General features: G+C 63.6%; 14 protein-coding genes. 9 read left to right on the forward strand and 5 right to left on the reverse strand.

Annotation, left to right across the window (positions count from 1 at the left end; all coding sequences use genetic code 11):
* Window positions 1–49 precede the first annotated feature (49 nt).
* From ilvD to ACFQX9_RS34910, 5 genes are all read left to right on the forward strand, one after another.
* Window positions 50–1744 carry a dihydroxy-acid dehydratase gene (ilvD, locus tag ACFQX9_RS34890; protein WP_377791763.1) on the forward strand — a complete coding sequence of 565 codons (1695 nt, stop codon included), beginning with the start codon at window positions 50–52 and terminating at the stop codon, window positions 1742–1744.
* Between the two features lie 121 nt (window positions 1745–1865).
* Window positions 1866–2711, forward strand: a complete 846-nt coding sequence (locus ACFQX9_RS34895; protein ID WP_377791764.1) for an ABC transporter ATP-binding protein — start codon at window positions 1866–1868, stop codon at window positions 2709–2711.
* Entirely contained in the window at window positions 2708–3493 is a 786-nt protein-coding gene (locus ACFQX9_RS34900) for an ABC transporter permease (protein ID WP_085349513.1), read from the forward strand. The genes ACFQX9_RS34895 and ACFQX9_RS34900 overlap by 4 nt, the downstream gene beginning before the upstream one ends.
* The gene (locus tag ACFQX9_RS34905) at window positions 3490–4257 is read left to right on the forward strand and encodes an ABC transporter permease (protein ID WP_377791765.1); all 768 of its coding nucleotides are present in this window, start codon (window positions 3490–3492) and stop codon (window positions 4255–4257) included. The genes ACFQX9_RS34900 and ACFQX9_RS34905 overlap by 4 nt, the downstream gene beginning before the upstream one ends.
* Window positions 4258–4294: 37 nt before the next feature.
* Window positions 4295–5341 carry a peptidase M29 gene (locus ACFQX9_RS34910; protein WP_377791766.1) on the forward strand — a complete coding sequence of 349 codons (1047 nt, stop codon included), beginning with the start codon at window positions 4295–4297 and terminating at the stop codon, window positions 5339–5341.
* Here the strand turns inward: ACFQX9_RS34910 and ACFQX9_RS34915 are convergent.
* The 5 genes from ACFQX9_RS34915 to ACFQX9_RS34935 are packed head-to-tail and all read right to left on the reverse strand — an operon-like array spanning window position 5338 to window position 11044.
* Window positions 5338–6330: a 3-hydroxybutyryl-CoA dehydrogenase gene (locus tag ACFQX9_RS34915; protein ID WP_377791767.1), complete on the reverse strand. Its 993-nt coding sequence runs from the start codon at window positions 6328–6330 to the stop codon at window positions 5338–5340. The genes ACFQX9_RS34910 and ACFQX9_RS34915 overlap by 4 nt on opposite strands.
* Window positions 6331–6333: 3 nt before the next feature.
* On the reverse strand, window positions 6334–7422 hold the full coding sequence (locus tag ACFQX9_RS34920; protein ID WP_377791768.1) for an NAD/NADP octopine/nopaline dehydrogenase family protein: 1089 nt from the start codon (window positions 7420–7422) through the stop codon (window positions 6334–6336).
* Window positions 7419–8942 (reverse strand): class I adenylate-forming enzyme family protein, encoded by a 1524-nt coding sequence (locus tag ACFQX9_RS34925; protein WP_085394654.1) that lies wholly within the window; start codon window positions 8940–8942, stop codon window positions 7419–7421. Before ACFQX9_RS34925 ends, ACFQX9_RS34920 begins: the two co-directional genes overlap by 4 nt.
* Before the next feature lie 2 nt (window positions 8943–8944).
* On the reverse strand, window positions 8945–10234 hold the full coding sequence (locus ACFQX9_RS34930) for an acyl-CoA dehydrogenase family protein (protein WP_377791770.1): 1290 nt from the start codon (window positions 10232–10234) through the stop codon (window positions 8945–8947).
* A 12-nt stretch (window positions 10235–10246) separates the two neighbouring features.
* Window positions 10247–11044 carry an alpha/beta fold hydrolase gene (locus tag ACFQX9_RS34935; RefSeq protein ID WP_377791771.1) on the reverse strand — a complete coding sequence of 266 codons (798 nt, stop codon included), beginning with the start codon at window positions 11042–11044 and terminating at the stop codon, window positions 10247–10249.
* Window positions 11045–11261: 217 nt separating this feature from the next.
* On the opposite strand from ACFQX9_RS34935, the gene ACFQX9_RS34940 reads away from it, so the two are divergent.
* The 4 genes from ACFQX9_RS34940 to ACFQX9_RS34955 all read left to right on the forward strand — a co-directional run bounded on the left by ACFQX9_RS34940 (window position 11262) and on the right by ACFQX9_RS34955 (window position 16655).
* On the forward strand, window positions 11262–12023 hold the full coding sequence (locus ACFQX9_RS34940; protein ID WP_377791772.1) for an SDR family NAD(P)-dependent oxidoreductase: 762 nt from the start codon (window positions 11262–11264) through the stop codon (window positions 12021–12023).
* Window positions 12024–12066: 43 nt separating this feature from the next.
* Window positions 12067–12903 (forward strand): enoyl-CoA hydratase family protein, encoded by an 837-nt coding sequence (locus ACFQX9_RS34945; RefSeq protein WP_377791773.1) that lies wholly within the window; start codon window positions 12067–12069, stop codon window positions 12901–12903.
* Between the two features lie 94 nt (window positions 12904–12997).
* Window positions 12998–15349 (forward strand): bifunctional salicylyl-CoA 5-hydroxylase/oxidoreductase, encoded by a 2352-nt coding sequence (locus ACFQX9_RS34950; RefSeq protein ID WP_377791774.1) that lies wholly within the window; start codon window positions 12998–13000, stop codon window positions 15347–15349.
* 55 nt (window positions 15350–15404) lie between these two features.
* Entirely contained in the window at window positions 15405–16655 is a 1251-nt protein-coding gene (locus ACFQX9_RS34955) for a flavin-dependent oxidoreductase (RefSeq protein WP_377791775.1), read from the forward strand.
* The last annotated feature ends 8 nt before the right edge of the window (window positions 16656–16663 follow it).

Here is a 16663-nt window from a genome sequence, read left to right on the forward strand (position 1 = left end):
GTCGCCGCGTCCAGGATGATCCGGGACGTTGCATGAAGAAGATGCACGTATGAAGAAGCTCCGATCTCGGATCACGACGGATGGCCTCGACCGGGCTCCGCACCGCGCGTTCATGCGCGCCATGGGGCTCGACGACGCTGCGATTGCCAAGCCGATGGTCGGCGTCGTCAGCATGAAGGGCGAACAGACGCCCTGCAACATGACGCACGACTTTCAGGTCGCAGCGGCCAAGACCGGTATCGAAGAGGCCGGCGGCACGCCGCGCGAGTTTTCGACCGTGTCGGTTTCCGACGGTATCAGCATGAATCACGAAGGGATGAAGTTCTCCCTTTTTTCGCGGGAGCTGATCGCCGACTCGATCGAAGCCGTGGTCCATGGTCTCGCCTACGATGCACTGATCGGATACGGCGGATGCGACAAGACGCTTCCCGGCGTGATGATGGGCATGGTCCGTTGCAACGTCCCGTCCATTTTCATCTATGGCGGCAGCGCGCTGCCGGGCCGCATGGACGGGCAGACCCTCACCGTGCTCGACTCCTACGAGGCTGTCGGCAGCTTCATGACTGGAGAGATCGACGGCGCCACGCTCGAGCGGATCGAGCGGGCCTGCCTGCCGACCATCGGCGCGTGCGCCGGCCAATTCACTGCCAACACCATGGGGATGGTGTCGGAGGCGATGGGCCTCACCATTCCCAATGTGTCGATGGTGCCGGGTGTCTATGCCGAGCGCGCGCAGATATCCAGGCGGGCCGGCCGCCTCATCATGGAGATGCTGGAGCGCGGCGGGCCGTTGCCGCGCGACGTCGTGACGCGGAGATCCCTGCAAAACGGTGCGGCGATCGTGGCTGCCACGGGCGGTTCGACCAATGCTGCGCTGCATCTGCCGGCGATCGCGAACGAGGCCGGGATCGCATTCACGATCGACGATGTCGGCGAGGTTTTTGCCAGGACGCCGCTGATCGGAAACCTGCGGCCTGGAGGCAAATATACGGCGAAGGATGTCTACGACGTCGGCGGCGCTGCCGTGGTGATCCGGGAGCTGATCCAGAGCGGGCATATTGATGGCAGTTGCCTGTCGATCACGGGCCGTACACTTGCCGAAGAGTATGGCGCCGCCAACCCTCCTGACGGAGAGGTCGTTTACGCGGCTCGCGCGCCGATCATGCCAGATGGCGGTGTGGCAGTGCTGAAGGGAAACCTCTGCCCTGATGGTGCGGTGATCAAGGTCGCGGGGCTGAAGAGCCAGTTGTTCGAAGGCGTGGCGCGCATCTTCGAAGACGAAGAAGCTTGTGTCGCAGCGGTTCGCGACCGCAGCTACAAGGCGGGCGATGTGCTTGTGATCCGCAATGAAGGGCCGGTGGGTGGCCCCGGCATGCGCGAAATGCTCGGCGTCACCGCGCTGATCTATGGCCAGGGCATGGGCGAGAAGGTGGCCCTGATCACGGATGGACGGTTCTCCGGCGCCACGCGCGGAATGTGCATCGGCTATGTGTCTCCCGAGGCCTTCGTCGGCGGTCCGCTGGCGCTGGTACGCGATGGCGACAGGATTCGGATTGATGCCGCGAACCGGCGGATGGACATGCTGATCGACGAGCAGGAACTCGCTGCTCGCCGACACGATTGGAAGCCGCGTCCGCCTCGTCACCGTGCCGGTGCCCTCGCCAAATATGCGCGATTGGTTGGCCAGGCACCGGGCGGAGCCGTCACGCATGAGGGCCCGGCAGAATGGCCCTGGTTCGGATGACGCCGCGAAGCTGGCCCCAAAAAGCCGTTGGTCTGGCAAGTTTCTTGCTAAGCTCGCGTCGCTGACGGAGGATGTTCAGCAAGCCTGTTGCGCAGGGTTCGCGCGAATGAAGTGAGACGGGATGAAGGTAGTGCCTTCGAGATCGAGCGAATGGGTGAGACCGGTGACGCCGCAAAAACCGGCTTCTGCAATCATCGAGATCGAGAGCGTCTCGCAGGTATTTCAGACCTCGGCGCGCAAGGACCATGTGGCGCTATCGGACATCTCGCTGGCGATCGAGGAGGGAGCCTTCGTCTCGATCCTTGGTCCGTCCGGCTGCGGCAAGTCGACATTGCTTTACGTCGTCGGCGGCTTCGTCAGCCCGACCAGCGGCTCAGCGAAGATCAGGGGACGGACGATCACGGGACCAGGGCCGGATCGCGGTCCGGTATTCCAGGAGTTCGCGTTGTTTCCGTGGAAGACCGTGCTGGGCAATGTGATCTATGGCCCTCGCCAGCAGGGCGTGCGCACCACCGAGGCGGAAGCACAGAGCCGAGCCTTGATCGAAATGGTCGGGCTCAAGGGCTATGAGAACTTCTATCCCAAGGAGCTGTCCGGCGGCATGAAGCAGCGCGTGGCGCTGGCTCGGACGCTGGCTTACCATCCTGAGGTTCTGTTGATGGACGAGCCGTTCGGCGCGCTCGATGCTCACACGCGAACGCGGCTGCAGAACGATCTGTTGAACATCTGGGAGCGTGATCGCAAGACGGTGCTGTTCGTCACGCATTCTGTGGACGAAGCAGTTTTCCTGTCGGACAAAGTCGTGATGATGTCGAAATCGCCCGGCCGCATCCGCGAGGTGATCGACATCGATCTGCCGCGGCCGCGCCGCCGCAGCGAGCTGCTGCTCGCCCCTCGCTACCAGAAATACGTCGTCGATATCGAGCGCATGTTCGACGAGGTCGAAGATACGGGATCGGCGTCATGACATCGCTGACGGCCCTGGCCAAGCGTGCCGCGCCGGTGTTTGCCTGCATCGGGCTTCTTGCGGCATGGCAGGTTGCGTCACTCGCGCTGAAGAACGACAGCTTCCCGACGGCGATCGAGGCAATCCGTGCAATCCCGGACATCCTCGGAGACAAGGAAGCGCTAATCAACATCCTGGCCTCGCTCCGCCGCATGGCGGTCGGGTTTGGCATAGCGGTGTCGGTTTCGATCCCACTCGGCCTGTTGATGGGCCGCAGCCGGGCCGTCGCGGCTTTCTTCAATCCGCTCCTGATGGTGATTTACCCGGTGCCGAAGGCAGCCTTGATGCCGATCATCATGCTGTGGCTCGGCGTCGGTGACATCACGAAGACGCTGGTGATCTTCCTCGGCGTCAGCCTGCCCGTGATCTATCACAGCTTCGAGGGCGCCAGGGCGGTGGAAGAGAAGATGCTGTGGTCGGGCGCAGCGATGGGACTTTCGCCTGCGCAACGGCTGGTCCGGATCGTACTGCCGGCGGCGCTGCCGGAAATCTTGACCGGTTGCCGCACCGGACTCGTGCTGGCGCTGATCACGATGATTACCAGCGAGATGATCGCGCGTCAGTCCGGCGCCGGCAACATCTTGTTCAACGCGCTCGACATGGGCCAATACGACACCGTCTTTGCGATGATCATCATCGTCGGCGCGATGGGAATCTGCCTGGATGCAATCTTCGAGCGGGTCCGCGCAAGGCTGGTGCGCTGGTCCGAACCGCAGTTCGACTTGCCCTTGAGCTTCTCATGATGCCGCAGCTTCGCTCCACCAGCATCATCCTTGGGCTCGCGCCGATCGTGCTGGTGATCGCGCTGTGGCAGGGCCTCGTATCATTTGGCTTCGCGCCTGCGGTGTTGCTGCCGCCGCCGGGATATGTCTTCGGCAGGCTGCTCCAGCAACTCGTGACATGGACGTTTCAGCAGGAGATCGCGGCGACCCTGATCCGGTTGTTTGCCGGCTTCGCGATTGCGGTCGTGCTCGGTGTCAGCATCGGCATCGCCGCCGCCGCCAGTCCGACTATCAACGCCGTGGTCCGGCCGATCGTGCGCGTGCTGGCGCCGTTGCCCAAGGTCGCGCTCTATCCAGCATTGCTGCTGCTGCTCGGCTTCGGTCATGGATCGAAGATCACCCTGGTGGCGGCGGATGCACTCTTTCCCATTTTGTTGTCTACCTATTACGGCGCTTCAACGGTGGAGCAGAAGCTGATCTGGTCGGCCATGGCGGCGGGAACGCCGCGCTATCAGATCCTGTTCAAAGTGGTGCTGCCGGCGGCGATGCCGTCAATCCTGACCGGTTGCCGGATCGGCCTTGTCATTTCCTGCATCGTGGTGTTTCTGGCGGAGATGATCACGTCGAGCGATGGGCTCGGACATGTCCTCGTCACGGCGGCCCGGACCTTTCAGGCCGTGGATATGTTCGTGCCGCTGATCACGATCTCGCTGCTGGGCCTGATCCTCAATGGCCTGCTCGGGGCAGTGCGCGCGTATCTGCTGCGGGGCTTCCCCGAAGCATGAACTGACGAAGAAGAGACAGGAAGACCGGGAGTAGACCATGCTGGCTGATCGCATCGAGGCAAAATGGATCGACGCATTTTGCGAGATTTTTGAGCGATGCGCCGTCAAGGCCGGCGATACCGCGGCGATCCTCTCGGAAACCCAGTCACGTGCGTTGAATGTTCATCTGGCGGAGCTCGCGCTGCTGCGCATGGGCGCGCGACCGTTCCACGTCGTCATGCCGACCCCGCGTAACCGGAATATCGTTCCGGTTCGCTCGACAGGGGCGAGCGAGGCGATCCAGCGGCTCGGCCCGGTGATCACCGCGCTTCAACAGGCCGGCTTTGTGGTGGATTGCACCATCGAGGGCCTGATGCACGCGGTGGAGACACCCGAGATCCTCAAGGCCGGCGCGCGCATCCTGGTAATCTCCAATGAGCATCCCGAGGCGCTGGAGCGGATGGTGCCGGATCCCGCGCTCGAGAAGCGCGTTCGCGCGGCGGCGAAGATCCTGCGCGGGACCCAGCGGATGCGGGTGACGTCAAAAGCCGGCACGGCGCTCGACGTCGATATGGTCGGCGCGTCCACGGTCGGCGTGTGGGGCTGGACGGACAAGCCCGGTACGCTGGCGCATTGGCCCGGCGGCATCGTCGTCAGCTTCCCCAAGAGCGGAACGATCAACGGCACGCTGGTGATGGCGCCCGGCGACATCAACCTGACCTTCAAGCGTTACCTGACCTCGCCGGTGAAGATGACGCTGAAGGATGATTATGTTGTCGAACTGGAAGGCGAAGGCACGGATGCCGCAATGATGCGCGCCTATCTTGCCGCCTGGGGCGATCGGGAAGCCTATGCGGTATCGCATGTCGGCTTCGGCATGAATCCGGCCGCGCGCTACGAGGCGCTGTCGATGTATGACCAGCGCGACACCAACGGCACGGAAATTCGTGCCGTCTCCGGCAACTTCCTGTTCTCGACCGGTGCCAACGAATTCGCCGGCCGCTACACGGCGGGCCATTTCGATCTGCCCATGATGGGGACGACGATCGAACTCGACGGGGTTGCGGTGGTGCGTGAAGGTGTGCTGCAGGACGTCTTCGGCTAGTTCCGATCAAGCACCGGCGGCCGCGCCAGGTCAAAGTGACGGAGCAGGTCGACCATGGCCTGAAGCCGTTTCGTCCGATAGGCGTCGACGTCCATACCGGAATAGTCGAGAAAGCCGGCACCTGTGCGCAGGCCGATCCGGCCCTCGTGCATGTTCCGCGAAATGACCTCCGGCGCACGATAGCGGTCGCTGCCGAGCGCGCCTTCGAGATAGCGGCTGGCATAGTAGAGGATGTCGCCGCCACCCCAGTCGATGAATTCGAGCAGCCCGAGCACCGCGTAGCGGAAGCCGAAGCCGTAGCGGATCGCCTTGTCGATCTCCTCGGCGCTCGCGACGCCTTCCTCGACCATGCGCGCGGCCTCGTTCATCGCCAGCGCCTGGATGCGCGGGACGATGAAGCCTGGTGTCGCCGCGCAGACCACCGGCACCTTGCCGATGCCTTCGAGTAGCGCCTTGACCTCCTCGATGATGCCTGGATCGGTGGCCTTGCCTGGCGAAACCTCCACCAGCGGAATCAGATAGGCCGGATTGAGCCAGTGCACATTGAGGAAGCGGCGAGGGTTCACGATCGCGCCTGAGAGATCGTCGACAAGGATGGTCGACGTCGTCGATGCGATGATCGTATCGGGGCCGACTTGTTTTGAGGCCGCCCCCAGCACGTCCCGCTTCAGCTCGACGATCTCGGGGACGCCTTCGAAGACTATTCCCGCATCGGACAGTGCCGCATCGCTCTGGCTGGCCGGCACCACCGAGACCCGCGCGATCAGCGGATCGACATCCGCCTCGGTCAGTAGCCCCAGCTTCGCCAGGTTGGCAAAGGTCTTCCTGACTTCGCCGAGCGCATCTGCCTCCAGCCTGGCGAAATCTTCGGCTGAACGGGCCTTGATGTCGATCATCGTGACCATATGCCCCGCGTAGGCAAACGCGACGGCGATGCCGCGGCCCATGCGGCCGGCCCCGAGACAGGCAATTGTGGCTCGGTTGGTCATCGGTCAAAATCCCTTGCGAAGAAGCGTCTGCAAAGCGGCCTTGTCGAGATTGCCGAGGCCCAGCGTCTCGAGGGTTCGGCCGCCTTGCGTAAAATCCTCACCGCAGATTGCGCCACCGATGGCCAGAAATCCTTTGGCCAGCGGCGTAGCGACGCCCGCGAGGCCGGCGACAGAGACCAGCAGCGATAGCCCAAGCCGCAAATCCTCTCTCATATAGCGGTGCTCAGTCAGCACGATCCGCTCGCGCCAGTCGCCGGAATCGGTCAGCCGGTCGTGCGAGCCGCGGCCATACATCCAGATCTCGCCTTCCCTTGCGTAGTGATGGGCGAGCGGAAAGTGTGGTGCGCCATATCCAAGCGCTTCGCGCACGGCGATCCGTTCGGCGTCGAGCGCGTCGGTGACCCGGCGAATCGCGGCTTGCGTTCCTTCCTTGTGGATGTCCCACTTCTCGAAATGCGCGATCGGGCCAGCATTCATCACGATCAGCGGCGGATGGATAATCGGGCCTGCATTCATCAGCGCACCCGAAAGAGCATCTCCGCACGGCTCGATTGCGCCGGGGAAAGCCTGTCCAATCACCTCAAGTGCGCGCGGCGCCTGATCGAGCGGGAAAACGCCGACCGGCAGTCGCTTGGCGCGGATGGTGATCGCCACCTCGAAGGATCCGTGCTTGCGGGTCAGCCAGGGCAAGGTTCCGGTCTCGGCAAAGCACGCCTTGGCGTGGTTGCCCGCATCCCGCGCAGCCTGGGCGAAGATCATCGAGCCGAACGTGGCCGGCGGCAGAAACACAACCTGTCCATCCCGCAGATGGGGAGCAAGCAGGCGCGCGATATCCGTCTGCGCGAAGGCGGGGGCAGGGCACAGGATCAGCTCTGCGCCCTTGACGGCTTCGGCAATGTCGGCCGTGACCAGCGCGAGCTTGACGTCGTGACGGCCGTTATGATCCTTCACTAGAATGCGCGAGCCGGCGGCGCGATGGGCTGCGACCTGATCCGCGTCGCGGCGCCAGAGCCGGACCTCATGTCCCGACAGCGCAAAATCGCCTGCGGCTGCGAAAGAGCCGTTTCCTCCCCCCAGAACCGCAATCTTCAAGATGCTTCTCCTTGCGTGCGCGATTGCGCATCAAGCTGCTTCAGCAGGAAATGCTGGACCTTGCCGAGCGCTGTGCGCGGCAGGTCCGTGACGAAAACGATGTCGCGCGGAACCTTGTAGCGGGCGAGCTGGGCCTGAAGATGCGCTTTCAACGCGTCTGCTTCGAGCCGACCGCCGGATCGCGGGATCACATAGGCGATGGGGATCTCGTCCCAGCGTGGATCGGGCCGGCCGATCACGGCGCATTCGCTGACATCGGGATGTTCGAGCAGGACGCGTTCGACCTCCGCAGGATAGATGTTCTCGCCGCCGGAAATGATCATGTTCTTCTTGCGGTCGCGCACCCAGAAATAGCCGTCCGCGTCGCACAGGCCGATATCGCCCGTACGATACCAGCCGTCTTGCAGCGCATCGCGCGTGGCGTCCGCATTGCCCCAATATTCGAAGAACACGTTCGGGCCGCGCACCGCGATCTCGCCCGGTGCGCCCGCCGGCACCTCGTTGCCGGCCTGATCAATCACTTTCGCTTCGCAGCACAGGCCGGCAAGTCCGGTCGATCCCGTGCGCGAGAGATCGCCACCAAGCCGGGTGTAGACTGCAATGGGGCATGTTTCCGTCGAGCCGTAGACCTGAACCACCGGGACGCCACGCTCCACGAAGCGGTCGATCAGATGCGGCGGCACGATGGTCGAGCCGGTCGCGACGGCTTTGAGTGATGAAAGGTCGGTCATGGTCCAGGCGGGATGCTCGCTTACGGCCTGGATGATCGCTGGCACCATCACGGTCAAGGTCGGCCGCTCCCGTTCGATGGCTGCAAGCGCGGTGTCCGGCGTGAAGCGTGCGTGAACCGTGACCGTCGCGCCCAGCTGGAGCGCCGCCGTGGTCTGGATGTTGAGGCCACCGACGTGGAAGAACGGCAGCAGCGTCAGCACATGGTCATCGGACGTCATGTTGTGCATGTGCTGGCTCATGACGCCGTTCCAGAACAACGCCTCCTGGCGCAGCACCGCGCCTTTCGGTCGTCCGGTCGTTCCTGACGTGTAGACAATGAGAAGCGGACAGGAGAGATCGGTGTGCGGGTTGCGGCCGGTGCCCCGGCTTCGAGCCAACAGGTTTTCGAATGTCGTGCCGCGGGGCGGCTCGAAATCTAGCCCGACAATTGCAGTGCCCTCGAGCTCGGCAAGAATTCCCCCAAATGCCTGCTCGAGCACCAGGACCTTGGCGCCGGCATCGGTAAGGATGAAAAGCTGCTCGGCGATAGCCAGCCGCCAGTTCAGGGGCACCAGCATCGCGCCGAGCCGCGCGCAGGCATAGAGCAGAACCAGATAATCCGGCCGGTTCAGGCTGAGGATCGCAACGCGGTCGCCCCGACCTACGCCGAGCTCCTGCTTCAATGTTGCCGCCGTCCGCTCGATGCGGGCCGCGAACGCTGCATAGCTCAACCGTTCGCCTTCGAAGGCAATGGCTGTCTTGTCTGGCGCGAACGCCGCGTTGCGATCGATCAGACTACAGAGGTCCACCGTCAGTCGTCCGTTTCGCCGGCCTCGTACAACGCTTCGTGCCCGATCCGGTCGAGGCAGAGCTCGGCGGTCCAGGGCAACATCAGCGAGCCGCAGCGGCTGTCGCGATAGATCCGCTCGAGCGGCAGCGAGCGGAGCATGGCCTGACCGCCACAGGTGCGGATCGCGAGCGCGGCGAGCTCATTGGCGCCCTCCATCACCGAATATTGCGCGGCATAGGCGCGCAGCACCTGCTCCTTGCTCGGGTTGGCGCGCGCCTCGGTGACCGCCTGGAACCAGATTGCCTTGATCTGCTCGAGCTTGATCTGCATCTGCGCGACCGCAATCTGCTTGGTCGGATACATCCTGCGCTTGACCGGCGGCGTGCCCGGTACTTCGCCGCGCAGATATCGCACGGTGAAGTCATAGGCGGCTTGCGCAAGGCCCATATAGGTCGGCGACAGCGTCAGGAACATGTGCGGCCAGCGCATCGCGGCCTGGAAATAGACACCCCTCGGCATCAGCGCCGAATCTGCCGGCACGAACACGTCCTTGAACAGCAGCGTGCGCGAGACCGTTCCGCGCATGCCGAGCGGATCCCAGTCGCCGACGACCGAAACGCCTTCCGATTTTGCAGGGATGGCGAGGTAAAGCGTATTGCGGCGCGAAGCCTTCTCGCCTTCCGCGATCTCGGTGCAGAGAACGCCGTAATAGTCGGCATGGCCGGAGAGCGATGCAAAGATCTTCTTGCCGTTGACGATCCAGCCGCCCTCGACCGGCCTTGCTTCCGTGCCGAAAGCGACGCCACCTGCCGCTGCCGCACCGCCCTCCGAAAAAGGCTGCGAATAGATCGCGCCGTCCTCGATGATGCGCTTGTAGTGGACTGCACGCCGCCGCTCGTGCTCGGCGCGGGTCCCTGCATCCATGTCGAGATCGTCGGCGAGTGGGCCCGACCACAGCGTCGAACAGACATGCATGTTCCATGTGAGCGCAGTCGCGCCGCAATAGCGGCCGATTTCGGCTGCCGCGAGGGCGTAGGTTTGATAATTCGCTCCGAGCCCGCCATGCTTCTTGGGCACGGCAATACCGAGCAGGCCGACGCGATGCAGGTCGCGATAATTCTCGGACGGGAAAATCGCCTCGCGATCGTAAGTCGCGGCGCGGCCGGCGAACACGCTCTGGCCGATCTCGCGCGCCCGGGCGATGATGCCGGCCTGCTCGTCGCTCAGTCGGAATGCGACAGGATCGAAGATCGGCGCATCCAGCGCGACCTTGTCACTCGCGCCGATGGTCTTGCTGACTTGCATGGTCATTGCGCAGTCATCCTACGTGTTGATCGCGACGGAGTTCAGGAACCGGCCGAGAGCCTCGTCAAAGGCATCGGGGCGCTCAAGGTTTGCAAGATGGCCGACACCGGCCAACTCGACATACTCGGCAGATGGAATGTAGGTCGCCGTCTTCGCCATCATTGGGGCCGGTGCGTTGTTGTCCTTGGAGCCGGACAGCAGCAGCGTCGGGATGGAAATGTCCTTGAGAGTGCTGCGTTGGTCGAAGCCAATCAACGCCAGCATCATGGCGCGATAGCTCGCCTCGGGCACGCTTGCCATGCACTCCCGTGCAAGCTCCATTCCCCTGGGATCAGGATCGTCGCCCACGAGTTCCTTCACCAGCGAGGGCGCCAGCGACTTCATCGTTTCGCCGCGATCGAGCGGCCCGAGCCGTGCGGCGATAAATGATGTCTGCCAATCGCCGTCGGCCTTGCCGAACGCCGGGCTGGTCTGCGCCAACACGACCGCGCGCGCCAGGCTTGGGGAGTGCACCAGCCATTTCTGGACGATCATGCCGCCGATGGAATGGCCGACCAGAATTGGCTTGCTCGCACCAAGCTGCTCGATGAATTGCTGAAGCGCATCCGCCAAGGCAGCGATGCTGACGCTGGGGAGCGGTGCCGACCCACCATAGCCGGGCATGTCCCATGCAATCGCGTGAAAGCGGTCGCCGAATGTGGCAAGCTGCCGCCGCCAGGCCCGTGCCGCACCGCCGATGCCATGCAGGAAAATCAGAGGTGTCCCGCCCGGATCGCCCGCTGCTTCATAGGCGAAGCGGCCATCCTTTGTTATCATTGGCGCAGGCTGCGACACGCGACATCCTTTTGCTCGGCCCTTCGATGCTAACAGGCCTGTGAGGGATGGGAAGAGATAATTTTATACTTAAAGCAATTTTCGGGCCGGTCTTCGACGTGCGGCTGTTCGAGGGGGCCGCGTCGAGCTTCGTTTGCAAAAGTTTGAAGGTTAAAATATATCGGGAAGAGCGATCAGCAGAATGCAAGGAAGCCAGCGCATGTCCGGATTACCGCATTCGCCGCACGCGCTGGTGACCGGTGGCGGTCGCGGCATCGGTCGCGCCATCGCAGCAGCGCTCGTCGAGGCCGGTGCCACGGTGACCGTCCTTGGGCGGAACGCTGCCACACTCGAAGACGCAGTCAGCGCAGGGGCAGCGCATTTTGCGGCCGTCGCCGACGTCTCGGACGAAACCTCAATGAAAGTCGCCATCGCTGAAGCGAGCGCGCGGAAGCCGATCGATATCCTGATCGCCAACGCGGGAAGCGCCGAGTCCGCGCCGTTCTCCAAATCCGACAGCGCCCTGTTCGCGCGCATGATGGATGTCAATTTCATGGGCGTGGTCCATGCTGTCAGCGCTGTGCTGCCCGGGATGAAGGACCGTCCCTATGGTCGTATCGTCGCGATCGCGTCGACGGCGGGGCTCAAGGGATACGGCTATGTCAGTGCTTACACCGCGGCCAAGCACGCTGTGGTCGGTCTCGTGCGGTCTCTCGCTCTCGAGATGGCCGGCAGCAAAGTGACCGTCAACGCGGTGTGTCCCGGTTTCACCGACACCGATCTCGTCGCCGGCAGCATCGAGAACATCATGAAAAAGACGGGGCGCAGCCGCGAGCAGGCCATTGCGGAGCTCGCGAAACATAATCCGCAAGGGCGATTGATCTCTCCTCGGGAGGTCGCGGATGCCGTGCTCTGGCTGTGCGGCGAGGGCGCCGGCGCAATCACCGGGCAGGCAATCGCTGTTGCCGGTGGTGAGATTTAGCGCGCATGGCAAAGGCGCGGAGCAAGGAAGCCAAGGAGATCGTATGAGCAGACCAGCCAATCCCGTGACCTTACCGCTTGCGGACTATTCGCCGCAGCACTTCCTGCTGGCCGTAATCGATGGTGTTGCAACCGTGACGCTCAATCGTCCGGAACGAAAGAATCCGTTGACCTTCGAGAGCTATCGCGAACTGACCGATTTCTTTCGCGCCTGCGCGTTCGACGATGCGGTCAAGTCCATCGTCATGACCGGCGCTGGCGCCAATTTCTCGTCCGGCGGCGATGTGTTCGAGATCATCGGTCCGCTCGTGAAGATGGACACCAAGGGGCTGACGGCGTTTACGCGGATGACCGGCGACCTCGTCAAGGCGATGCGGGCCTGTCCGCAGCCGATCGTTGCCGCGGTTGAAGGCATCTGTGCCGGCGCGGGCGCGATCATCGCCATGGCGTCGGACATGCGGCTTGCGGCGAGCGGAGCCAAGGTCGCATTCCTCTTCAACAAGGTCGGCCTTGCCGGTTGTGACATGGGCGCCTGTGCGATCCTGCCGCGGATCATCGGACAGTCCCGCGCCTCCGAGTTGCTCTACACCGGCCGGTTCATGACCGCGGAAGAGGGCGAGCGCTGGGGCTTCTTCAGCCGCCTCGTCACCCCGGAGCAGGTGCTGCCCCAGGCTCAACTGCTCGCCAAGCAAATCGCGGAGGGCCCGACGTTTGCCAACACCATGACCAAGCGGATGCTGGCCATGGAATGGGCGATGTCGGTGGAGGAGGCGATCGAGGCGGAAGCCGTTGCTCAAGCGCTGTGCATGACGACCGCCGATTTCGAACGGGCCTTCGAGGCTTTTGCCAACAAGGTCAAGCCGGTCTTCAGGGGCGATTAAGCCGGGCTTTGCCGGCAGCCCGCCGCAATGGGGGCTTGCGTGAAATTATTTTAGGCTTAAAATAGTTTCGGCGGGTTGAATTGGCGAGGCTCCCATGAAAGTCGCGATCATCGGTGGCGGACCTGCGGGTCTCTACGCTGCAATCCTGCTGAAGAAGCAGCGGCCGAGCGCCGAGATCGCGGTGTACGAGCGCAACCGCGCCGACGACACCTTCGGCTTCGGCGTGGTGTTCTCGGACGCCACGCTTGATAATTTCGAGAAGCACGACCTTCCGAGCTATCGCCGCATCACCCAGGAATTCGCCTACTGGGATGACATCGCCGTGCACTTCCGGGGAACGGTCCATCGGGTCGGTGGCAACGGCTTTTGTGGCTGCTCGCGGCAGAAGCTGCTCCTGATCCTCCAGGCGCGCGCGCGCGAACTGGGGATCGTCCTGAATTTCGAAGCGGACGTCGAGGACGAATCCCGCTTCGCCGACGCCGATCTCATCCTGGTCGCGGACGGCATCAACAGCCGCTTCCGCGACAAATACGTCGATCATTTCGCGCCGGAAATCGACCTGCGTGCCAACAAGTTCGCCTGGATGGGCTCGACCAGGCCGCTGGATGCCTTCACCTTCATCTTCCAGGAGACGGAGTGGGGGCCGTTCATCGCCCATGCCTATCAATATGAAGCCGGCCACTCGACCTGGATTTTCGAGACCGATCCGGAGACGTTCGAACGCGCCGGGCTGACAGGGCTGAACGAGACCCAGTCGGCTGCGCGGATGGCCGAGATCTTCGGCTGGTTCCTCGATGGGCACCAATTACTCACCAACCGCTCGACGTGGCGCAACTTTCCGATGATCCGCAGCAAGCGCTGGGTCAAGGACAACATGGTTCTGCTCGGCGACGCCAAGGCGAGCGCGCATTTCTCGATTGGCTCAGGCACCAAGCTCGCAATGGAAGACGCGATCGCGCTGGCCGAGGCGATGGACAAGGCGCCCAGCATCAAGGCCGCGCTGGACGTCTATGAGCACGGCCGCCGCGAAGAGGTCGAGAAGACGCAGCACGCCGCCGACGTCTCGCTGGTCTGGTTCGAGCATGTCGACCGCTTCTGGGATTTCGATCCGGTGCAGTTCGCCTTCGGCGTGATGACGCGCTCGAAGGCGATCACCTATGACAATCTGAAACTCCGCGCCCCCGACTTCGTGGCTGAAGTCGATAAGTCGTTTGCGAAGCGTGTTCGTGACAGCGGTTTCGACGTCGACACCGAGACGCCGATGGTGCCGCTGTTCCAGCCGTTCCGGCTGCGCGAGATGGAAATCGCCAATCGCGCCGTGGTGTCGCCGATGTGCATGTATTCGGCGAAGGAGGGCATGCCGACCGATTTCCACCTGGTGCATTATGGATCGCGCGCGATCGGCGGCGCCGGCCTGATTTTCACCGAGATGACCTGCGTTGCCCGCGACGCCCGCATCACGCCGGGCTGCGCAGGACTGTGGAATGACGAGCAGGAGGCATCCTGGCGGCGCATTGTTGATTTCGTCCATGCGAATTCAGCCGCAAAAATCTGCCTGCAATTGGGGCACGCCGGGCGTAAGGGTGCGACCAAGCTGATGTGGGACGGCATGGACCGTCCGCTCGAGGAGGGCGGCTGGGAGGTGTATTCGGCATCGCCGCTGCCCTATTTCCCCGACAGTCAGATTCCGCGTGAGCTCGATCGGGCCGGCATGAACGTAGTGAGAGATGCCTTCGTCGCGGCGGCCGAGCGCGGCGAACGCTGCGGCTTCGACATGCTCGAATTGCACTGCGCCCACGGCTATCTGCTTGCGAGCTTCATCTCGCCGCTGACGAACACCCGCACGGATGAGTATGGCGGCTCGCTCGAAAACCGCCTGCGCTTTCCGCTCGAGATCTTCGAGGCGCTGCGGGCCGTGTGGCCGTCGCACAAGCCGATGTCGGTGCGCATTTCCGCGACCGACTGGGCCGAGGGTGGCACCGGCGGCGACGACGCAGTGGCGATCGCGCGGGCCTTTGCCGAAGCCGGCGTCGACCTCGTCGACGTCTCGACCGGGCAGACCGTGCGCGATGCGCAGCCGATCTATGGCCGCATGTTCCAGACCCCGTTTTCCGACCAGGTCCGCAATGAGGCGCGCGTGGCCACGATGTGCGTCGGCAATATCACGACGGCGGACCAGGCCAACACCATCCTGGCCGCCGGCCGGGCGGACCTGGTCGCGCTCGGGCGGCCGCATCTGGTCGATCCCTCCTTCACCATGAGGGCGGCGGCCTGGTACGGAGCGGACGACGCGTTCTGCCCGCCGCAATATCTTCCCGGAAAAGATCAGATTTTCCGCAACAGCGTGCGCGACCGGCAGGATCTCGAGGAGCTGAGAATTAAGGCTAAGCCCAAGACCCGGGCCGAGCTCAAGGCGGAGGCGACAAAGCCGCTTGCGGCGGAGTGACCGCCCGTGCGAATTTGGCCGCGTTGCCTGGTGTGTACCGAGTGGAGTGAGGGCGATGAAGGCGATTATCGTCGGTGGCGGTATCGGTGGTCTCACCACCGCATTGATGCTGCGCTCGCGGGGCCTCGCTTCCGAGATTTTCGAGCAGTCTGACACCATCCGCGAGCTTGGCGTCGGCATCAACACGCTGCCGCATGCCATGCGCGAGCTGGCAGGCCTCGGTTTGCTCCAGCAGCTTGACGATGTCGCGATCCGCACCGACCAGCTCTATTACCTCAACCGTCACGGCCAGGAAGTCTGGCGCGAGGCTCGCGGCATCGACGCCGGCCATGACGTGCCGCAATTCTCGATCCACCGCGGTCGACTTCAGGGCGTCATCCATCGTGCTGTCGAGGAGCGGCTCGGGCCGGAGGCCATCCACACTGGCTGCCGCCTCGGTGCCTTCACGCAGGACGAGAGCGGCGTCACCGCTTACTTCTTCGACCGCTCAGGCGCGCACATCCATACCGCGCGCGGCGACATCCTGATTGGTGCCGACGGCATCCATTCGCGGGTCCGTGACACGCTGTTCCCGAGCGAGGGGCCGCCATGCTGGAACGGCCTGATGCTGTGGCGCGGTGCGCGGGATTGGCCGCTGTTCCTCACCGGCAAATCGATGATTGTGGCCGGCGGGCTCAACGCCAAGGTGGTGATCTATCCAATCGCGGAGGGATCGAGCCCGGCGAACCGTCTCACCAACTGGGCGGTGCTGGTGAAGGTCGGCGAGGGCAATGTCCCGCCGCCACGAAAGGAGGACTGGTCGCGGCCGGGCCGGCGCGAGGAACTGATGCCGCATGTGGCGCGCTTTTCGGTGCCCTACGTCGACGTGAAGAGCCTGATTTCGGCCACGCCCGAGTTCTACGAATACCCGACCTGCGACCGCGATCCGTTGCCCTATTGGTCATCGGGCAGAGTCACGCTGCTCGGCGATGCCGCGCATCCGATGTATCCGGTCGGCTCCAATGGCGCCTCGCAGGCGATCCTCGATGCGCGCTGTCTCGCTGACGCGCTGGTGCGCGCCGAGCATCCGCGCCAGGCATTGCTTGAATACGAGAAGAAGCGCCTGCCGATGACCGCGGATATCGTCCGCTCCAACAGGCGTGGCGGTCCCGAGGGCGTCATCGACGCCGTCGAGCAGCTCGCGCCTGATGGTTTCGACAATGTCGACAACGTGCTGAGCTATTCCCAGCGCGAGGCGATCGTGCGCGGCTATGCCACCAAGGCTGGCTTCGCCGCAGTGCCGGGACTTGCGGCGGTGCGGGCTTAAGATGCCCT

Source organism: Bradyrhizobium sp. GCM10028915, from assembly GCF_042666195.1.
Taxonomy (GTDB): Bacteria; Pseudomonadota; Alphaproteobacteria; order Rhizobiales; family Xanthobacteraceae; genus Bradyrhizobium; species Bradyrhizobium canariense_D.

What these genes read in the sequence shown, in the direction of transcription:
- ACFQX9_RS34945 (WP_377791773.1), top strand. Translation starts at nt 12,067, where the DNA reads ATGAGCAGACCAGCCAATCCCGTGACCTTACCGCTTGCGGACTATTCG.
- ACFQX9_RS34905 (WP_377791765.1), top strand. Translation starts at nt 3,490, where the DNA reads ATGATGCCGCAGCTTCGCTCCACCAGCATCATCCTTGGGCTCGCGCCG.
- ilvD (WP_377791763.1), top strand. Translation starts at nt 50, where the DNA reads ATGAAGAAGCTCCGATCTCGGATCACGACGGATGGCCTCGACCGGGCT.
- ACFQX9_RS34950 (WP_377791774.1), top strand. Translation starts at nt 12,998, where the DNA reads ATGAAAGTCGCGATCATCGGTGGCGGACCTGCGGGTCTCTACGCTGCA.
- ACFQX9_RS34910 (WP_377791766.1), top strand. Translation starts at nt 4,295, where the DNA reads ATGCTGGCTGATCGCATCGAGGCAAAATGGATCGACGCATTTTGCGAG.
- ACFQX9_RS34955 (WP_377791775.1), top strand. Translation starts at nt 15,405, where the DNA reads ATGAAGGCGATTATCGTCGGTGGCGGTATCGGTGGTCTCACCACCGCA.
- ACFQX9_RS34915 (WP_377791767.1), bottom strand. Translation starts at nt 6,330, where the DNA reads ATGACCAACCGAGCCACAATTGCCTGTCTCGGGGCCGGCCGCATGGGC.
- ACFQX9_RS34930 (WP_377791770.1), bottom strand. Translation starts at nt 10,234, where the DNA reads ATGACCATGCAAGTCAGCAAGACCATCGGCGCGAGTGACAAGGTCGCG.
- ACFQX9_RS34935 (WP_377791771.1), bottom strand. Translation starts at nt 11,044, where the DNA reads ATGATAACAAAGGATGGCCGCTTCGCCTATGAAGCAGCGGGCGATCCG.
- ACFQX9_RS34940 (WP_377791772.1), top strand. Translation starts at nt 11,262, where the DNA reads ATGTCCGGATTACCGCATTCGCCGCACGCGCTGGTGACCGGTGGCGGT.
- ACFQX9_RS34895 (WP_377791764.1), top strand. Translation starts at nt 1,866, where the DNA reads ATGAAGGTAGTGCCTTCGAGATCGAGCGAATGGGTGAGACCGGTGACG.
- ACFQX9_RS34900 (WP_085349513.1), top strand. Translation starts at nt 2,708, where the DNA reads ATGACATCGCTGACGGCCCTGGCCAAGCGTGCCGCGCCGGTGTTTGCC.